This is a genomic window from Bacillus sp. P4_D3 (assembly GCF_056401855.1).
On the sequence record NZ_JBFUIN010000152.1, the window covers coordinates 1 to 7,041 of the forward strand.

Annotated in this window: 6 protein-coding genes; 1 reads left to right on the forward strand and 5 read right to left on the reverse strand. The window is 33.8% G+C overall.

Annotated elements, in window-relative coordinates; translation table 11 throughout:
* Positions 1 to 192 precede the first annotated feature (192 nt).
* Entirely contained in the window at positions 193 to 1,404 is a 1,212-nt protein-coding gene (gene cls / locus AC1DTM_RS15265; protein ID WP_016104468.1) for a cardiolipin synthase, read from the reverse strand.
* Positions 1,405 to 1,523: 119 nt separating this feature from the next.
* Between cls and AC1DTM_RS15270 the strand changes: the two genes are divergently transcribed.
* The gene (locus AC1DTM_RS15270) at positions 1,524 to 2,462 is read left to right on the forward strand and encodes an esterase/lipase family protein (protein ID WP_477000436.1); all 939 of its coding nucleotides are present in this window, start codon (positions 1,524 to 1,526) and stop codon (positions 2,460 to 2,462) included.
* Between the two features lie 44 nt (positions 2,463 to 2,506).
* Here the strand turns inward: AC1DTM_RS15270 and AC1DTM_RS15275 are convergent, their stop codons facing one another.
* The 4 genes from AC1DTM_RS15275 to AC1DTM_RS15290 all read right to left on the reverse strand — a co-directional run bounded on the left by AC1DTM_RS15275 (position 2,507) and on the right by AC1DTM_RS15290 (position 7,036).
* Positions 2,507 to 3,652, reverse strand: a complete 1,146-nt coding sequence (locus AC1DTM_RS15275) for an ABC transporter permease (RefSeq protein ID WP_016104466.1) — start codon at positions 3,650 to 3,652, stop codon at positions 2,507 to 2,509.
* A 1-nt stretch (position 3,653) separates the two neighbouring features.
* Positions 3,654 to 4,763 (reverse strand): ABC transporter permease, encoded by a 1,110-nt coding sequence (locus AC1DTM_RS15280; protein ID WP_016104465.1) that lies wholly within the window; start codon positions 4,761 to 4,763, stop codon positions 3,654 to 3,656.
* Positions 4,764 to 4,800: 37 nt separating this feature from the next.
* Positions 4,801 to 5,739: an ABC transporter ATP-binding protein gene (locus AC1DTM_RS15285; RefSeq protein ID WP_002158411.1), complete on the reverse strand. Its 939-nt coding sequence runs from the start codon at positions 5,737 to 5,739 to the stop codon at positions 4,801 to 4,803.
* 289 nt (positions 5,740 to 6,028) lie between these two features.
* Positions 6,029 to 7,036 carry a sensor histidine kinase gene (locus AC1DTM_RS15290; protein ID WP_477000437.1) on the reverse strand — a complete coding sequence of 336 codons (1,008 nt, stop codon included), beginning with the start codon at positions 7,034 to 7,036 and terminating at the stop codon, positions 6,029 to 6,031.
* Positions 7,037 to 7,041: the final 5 nt, after the last annotated feature.

A 7,041-nucleotide genomic window follows, 5' to 3' on the forward strand; every position in this document is an offset into this window, starting at 1 on the left:
GGCCATCCGCTAGACCAGACTATTTTTTAACTACCAATAATGAATTATAAAACAAAAAAGAACCTTCTGTTTTTTGAAGGTTCTTTCTTACTTCTCTACTTATTGAATAAACAATACAGCTTCCTATTTACTATATTCACATGCTTCTTTGCACACACTATATTTTAAATTTCAGGTATTTCAGTTAAGTTATCACAAATAAAAATCAACCAATCCCGCAAATTTCTCCTTACAACGCTCCCAAAAAGATAACTTCTCAAAAAACTCTTTCGTCATTTCTTTCGAATCATGAAAATCTTGTGTTAACGCCTCATTCACTTCCGATACGATAGATCCACCATGAATATACAAATTCATCTCATCATTTATGTAGAAGCTACGAGCAGTTATGTTCGTTGTACCGATAACAGTTAATTCATTATCAATCAGCATTAACTTTCCATGAAACATCCCTTTTTTATAGCCATACACAGTAATCCCGTTTTTAACAGCTTCACGTATATAAGGATATGCTGCCTCTTTAATAAGAGGAATATCCGGTTTATATGACCAAAGTATTTTTACTGTAACACCACGCTTTTGCGCTCCAATTAAAGCATTCATTAATGCTTTATTTTTCGCTATAAAATAAGGCGTTGTAATTACAATCGAATGCTTCGCTTGTTTTATTAACGCTATATATTTTTGAGCAACATAATGCCCGTTATAACTTGTCATAGTATGTAGCGTATTTCCTTTGCTAGCCTTATTCGTACTCCTTTTTATATCTTCTTTCGTATCTCGTTTCCAATCTAAGGAAAACTGCTCTTCTAAATCTTTCGCTCCTTCTCCTCTGAGTCGTACATGATAATCACGCCAGTATCCAAATTTCTTATCTTTCCCTAAATATTCATCTCCTATATTAAAGCCACCCGTATAGCCAATTTCCCCATCAATCGTCGTAATGCGGCGATGATTACGATGGTGAAGTGAATAAAATCCGAATGGCAATTCTTGTTTTCTACTGTATGTAAAATGAACACCACTTTCCTGTAATTCTTTTTTCATCTTTCTTTCAAATGATAAATCATTAATTAAATCAACCGATAAATATACGTTTACTCCTTCTTTCGCCTTCTCTTTTAATAAGTTTAAAAAAGTATGGCTACTTTTATCATCTGACAAAATGAAAAAGTAAGTGTAAATGGAACTTTTCGCTTCCCTTATATCAGTAAACAACTGTTTATAAAACGACTTCCCTTCTACATATAATTGAAAGTCACTATAATGAGGTGCATACTCTGTCGGCATATTTTTCCCAGCTTCCATTTTCCTGCCTAAAGTAACATCGATATGCATCCAAATTAAAATAAAAACGAAAATAGCAATAATAATAGAAGTAACTCGCAATATTTTTTTAATCATTTTGATTTCCTTCCGCTCATATTACTTACTATTTCGTAGTGTTTCATTAATTTTTTTTTTCATACGAAATGTCTTTCTTACTTTTTATGGGCTGTTAAAAAGTTAAAGGAGAGAAGCATATGAAAAGAGGAAAAACTCCTATTATTTTTATCCCAGGTCTTTTCGGTTCAATGAGTAATATTATTATTCCTGGTACCGGTAATTGGAACTTTGGGCTTTCTGCGTTTGTTTATGAGCCATTCATCATGATGTTAGAAAGTATCGGATATAAACGAAATCAAAACTTGTTTATCTGTTTTTATGACTGGCGTCAGCGTATTGTTTTTTCTACTCAAAAATACTTATTAAAAACGATTGCTTATGTTAAAGAATTTACAGGTTGCGATAAACTAAATTTAGTTTGTCATAGTTTGGGCGGACTTCTTGCACGTTCTTACGTTCAAAGTGAAGAATATGAAAATGATGTGGAGCAGCTTATTATACTCTGTACACCAAGCGCTGGATCTCCTCCCAATTATAGTTATTGGACTGGAGGTAGTCTCCCTGTTCATGCCTCTTCTAAAATAAATATCGTTCATTCCTATATGGAACAGTACGTACACTACTTAAGTACCTTGTATAAAATGAATCCATTCGAAGCGATCCACCTTTACTTTCCAGGATTACAAGATGTTATTCCTTGTAAAGATTACGGAAATTATTTATTTATAAGATCCGGCTCTTCTATTACATTTTTTCCTTATAGTAAGATGCAAACGAAAAATCCCTTCCTCGATATATTAAATGAAAATAGATTTGTTATAGAGAAAAGAAATATTGAAACTACACTCATTGCAGGAGATGGAGTGGAAACAATTCAATATTTACAAGTCGTCCCTTCACATTCAAAACTGGAATGGGCAGATGGAAACGTCGTCGGTGATATACTAACAAAACATGGTGATGGTAACGCTGTTGTGCATAGCATTTTTCTTTTAGTTGGCAATAAATATATTGTGTGTGCTTCACATAATGAAGTGCTCTACAAAAGCATTCCTATATTACAAAAGATACTCTAAATTACGAACAAAAAAGGCGTGGCATTACGCCACACCTTTTCTCATTAAACAAAATTCCTCGCATCATTATTTCTTCCAAACTTATAAATAGCAATTAAGAAGAATGCTATCGCGAAAGCGAATAAAATTAAAATGTTTAAATACAACTCAGAAAACGGAATTCCTTGCTGTAATTTTGAAATTGTGTCTAGTAACCAACGCTGCGGAAGAAAATCAGCTACCTTTTGTACCGCTTTCGGCATAATATCATATGGAAAATAACATCCAGCAAGCAAACATGTTGGTACGATAACTATATTTTGCATTGCATTTGAAGCAGTTGAACTTTTCGAAAAAGACACAATGACTAATGACAAACCAATTGCTATTAAAGCAAATAGCATGAGTACACCAATCATCACTATGAAAGGCATATTTATATTTGTGTGAAAAACATTCGTCATAAATAATACTGCAATGACAATTTGTACTGTTAATATCATCATATTTACTGCAACATTAGATAATATAAATTTCTTCCCATCTATCGGCGTTGATAATAATCTAAAGTACGTTCTATTCTCTTTTTCTTTTAAGATAAATCCTGATAAGTTCACTGCTGAAAATAGCATAAACATGATCAGGTAACCCATAGTTTGATTTGTCATATCCTTATTTTTCGAAGTATCTTCAAGTGTCTCAGCCTTTACTTTAAATGAACTTTTTTGATACCCTGCATACATATTATCAAACGTACTTTGATCCGTCCCTGCCACTTTACTAATTGCGGCAATATTATCAACATAGTTATATAAATATGATTTTATAAACCCCGTTACTTGATCGCCTTTAATCGATGAAATCTCAATATGACTCGGTTTCCCTTCTCGAACACTTTCGGAAAAACCAGAATCTAATGTAATAACACCATCAAGTTTTTTTGAAGTAAGTTTATCTTCTACTTCAGACTCCTTAACTTTACTTACATTTACATGATTTAATCCTTCTAAAAATTTTACTGTATCATTTGCTATTGGCTGATTTTCTTTATTTATAACCCCGATATTTAACGTTCCTTGCCCTACATTTCCGTATATCGAAAAGGAGATGAGTGTTCCTATTATCGGCAAGCTAATAATAATTAATAAACCTTTTTTATTTTTCAGAAGTACAGATAACGTTTTTTGTATGAGCCATAAAATGTCTTTCATACTATAGCCCCTCCCGTCTACGTAATGCAATAATCGCAATTAATAAAAAGAGTGCTGAAATTCCTAGGTTTAAAGATATTACCGGAAGCGCCGCCCCTATGTCATTTGCATAAATAATTTTCATAATGGCTGTATTCGCCCACGTTAATGGTGATAAATTCGTTACGACATTTTCTTCCACTATGAAATATGCACCCCCAAAAATAGAAGCTAATTGCACAACTACCATAATAATTGCTCTAGATGATTCACCTGTTTTTGTAATATATCCAATCCCTAAACCGAAGCTAATTGCTAGAAAGACTTCTGTTAGTAAAATAATAAATATGATTCCAAGATGGTCGCCCCAATTCGCTTGAAAAACAAATTTACTAAATAAAACGACAAGTAGTAAACAAAGTGCATTCGCTACAAGACTACCTAGCACTTTCCCAATGAAAATTTCAGCTTTACTTATAGGTGCCGCAATGAGACGATCTCCTGTTTTACGTATTCGTTCTCCTCGAATTAAAAAACTCGCTCCCATCGCAGCATACAGTGCTATCATCGTTGTCATTACAACCGCATAGTAATCCATAGAACCTGGTTTTTTAGCAGCTTGTAAAGATGTTTCTTTAATATAATCATTATGATTTCCGTTTGAAATAACTGCGTTAACCTTACTTGGATCTACTTTTGCAACTTCGGCCGCTACATTGTACTTATCAACAAATGTCGTAAGCATTCCTTCAACAATACTTCCTTCAATACTACTTCTGTCACTTCCATAAAATTTCGCACCATCTTTATTTAATTCTACATAGGCAGCATATTTATTTTGCTTCACTTCTTCTTTTCCATCTATACCTACGGAAATTTTCTTAAAGTGAATACCTGATTTATCGACTTCTTTCGTAAATGCTTCAAATGATTGAGAAAATGTGCTACTCGCTTCATCTTTATATAGCACTTGTATATCCTTAATCGATTGACTATCGCTATTAAATGCGTTACTTAACGCTGTTCCTAACACAAGCATAAGCACAATCGGAAATGCTAACATAAAAACTAAAGTTCTTACGTCCCTGAAATCTCTTTTAATGTGCATCACTGCAATATTAAAGATGTTCAATTGATGAACCTCCCTTTACCTTTTCTTCATTTACCTTTTATTTATCTCGTAAGTTTCTTCCAGTCAACGTAAGGAATACAGTTTCTAAGTTCGGAGCCTGCTCCTCTAACGAACGAATTTCAATGTCATGATTAATAAAGTGTTGAATAATTTTATTTAAATTATTTAATCCTGCATCAGAATTCACTTTAATTACGCTCTCTTCAATTTGAACAGCTTTCACACCGTTTATCTCTTTTAATTTTTCTACGTCTAAATTTTCTACTGACTTCACTTCAATCCAAATATCTTTCGTATCTGTAATAATCGCTTTTAACTGTTCTTTCGTTCCTTCTGCAATCACTTTACCGTGATCTACAATTGCTATTTTCGTACAAATCTCTTCTACTTCTTCCATGTAGTGACTTGTATAAATGATTGTGCTTCCCATTTCATTTAATTTCCGGACAGACTGGAGAATATAGTTTCTTGACTGCGGATCAATTCCAACTGTCGGCTCATCCATAATAATTAGCTTTGGTCTATGGGCAATTGCACAAGCTATATTCAATCTTCTTTTCATTCCGCCAGAAAAGTTTTTCGGATAACTTTTATGCTTATCACTAAGCCCCACAAATTGAAGTGCTTCCTCTACTCTCGCTTTTAGTTCAGCGCCTCTTAATCCGTACAATCCGGCAAAGAATTTCACATTTTCATAGGCAGTTAGCTCTTCATAAATCGCAATATCTTGCGGAACAATACCGATGTTCATCTTCGCAAATCGATTATGTTTCTTTATATTTTTTCCTAGTATGCTGATTTCACCTTCATTACTTCTTAACAATCCAGCAATCATATTTATCGTTGTACTCTTACCAGCACCGTTCGATCCTAAAAATCCAAATATTTCTCCTTCTTTAATAGATAAAGACATATTATCTACCGCGATGAAGTCACCAAATTTTTTCGTTAAATTTTTAATTTCCAATGTATTCATCATTTCACCCCTATTTCGGTTTCTCTGCTGTTATCCCGCTATTTGCGGTCAGTAAGACTCCCACCTCAAAATTCAGCTGAAGCGAAGAAGTTAGGCGGGAGTCGGGCTGCCCGTAAATGCCCGATTGGTTCAACTAACAATCAGTGTGGGATGAACAAGACCCCCACTGATTGAAGTTTCACTTTATTATAAACAAAAAGAATGAACCTGCTCAGTGCAGAAGTTCATTCTTTTCACATGAGAATATTCACTTTTTTCATATGAGATGATTCATCCTCATCCTGCCTTACTATATCGGCAACAACATTGTTACTGAAAAACCACTTGTACCATCTACAATAATTTTCCCGTTTACAGACGCTGTTCTCTCCTCCATCCCCATAATGCCGAGGCCTTTTTTAACAAGAGCTGCACCTTTACCATTATCCTTCACTTGTACTTTCACCATCTTGTTCAGTACATGAATATCGATTGAAATGACTGTCGCATCAGCGTATTTCATCGCATTTGTTAACGCCTCTGTAACGTTTTCACCGATAATTTTCCACTGAATGGGAGAAATCATATCTAAGTTACCTTTATAAACGAAAGGAATATTCATATCATGCTTACCGGCAAATTCCTCTATGAATAATTTCATACGATGAATGCCCATTTGCTCAGTTGGTGGCTTCATATTTTTTAATGTAATCCGAATGCTTTCAATTCCATCTTTCGAAATATGAATTGCATTTTGTAATAACTCCGCAGATTTTACTTTATCTATTTCCATCAGTCTCTTCGCTGCTTCCATTTGAATAAGTGCACCCGTCATCGAGTGACCAATTTTATCATGAATTTCTTGTGATAACCGATTTCTCTCTTCTAACTTAAATGTGTACTCCGATTGCCTTATGTACTCTTTATTTTCATGTAAGCTTTTCGTCAGTCGCTGCATATCTTTTCGCATCTTATCATTTTGTGATTCAAGCTTTAATACACGAGCGATGTAGCGATTTGCCATAGTTAAAATGAGAAAAGAAAATGCAACAATTAATCCATATGTCATTTGAATACTTTCATTTGTAAAAGTAATAGGAAGCATCATAATGAAAAAGAGCTGCCATTTCCTCTCTATATAATTTGATGTAATTTCGTATAAGTTCAAAGGTAAAAACAAAATAAAAAATGGATGCACCTTCCATGTAAATAAAATTACTACACCAATTGACACGCAAATTAAAACCCTTTTATACGTATCGTTTTTTAATATAGAGATCATTACGTTTACAGAAAGATATATAAGTAGCGTAAATATAAACC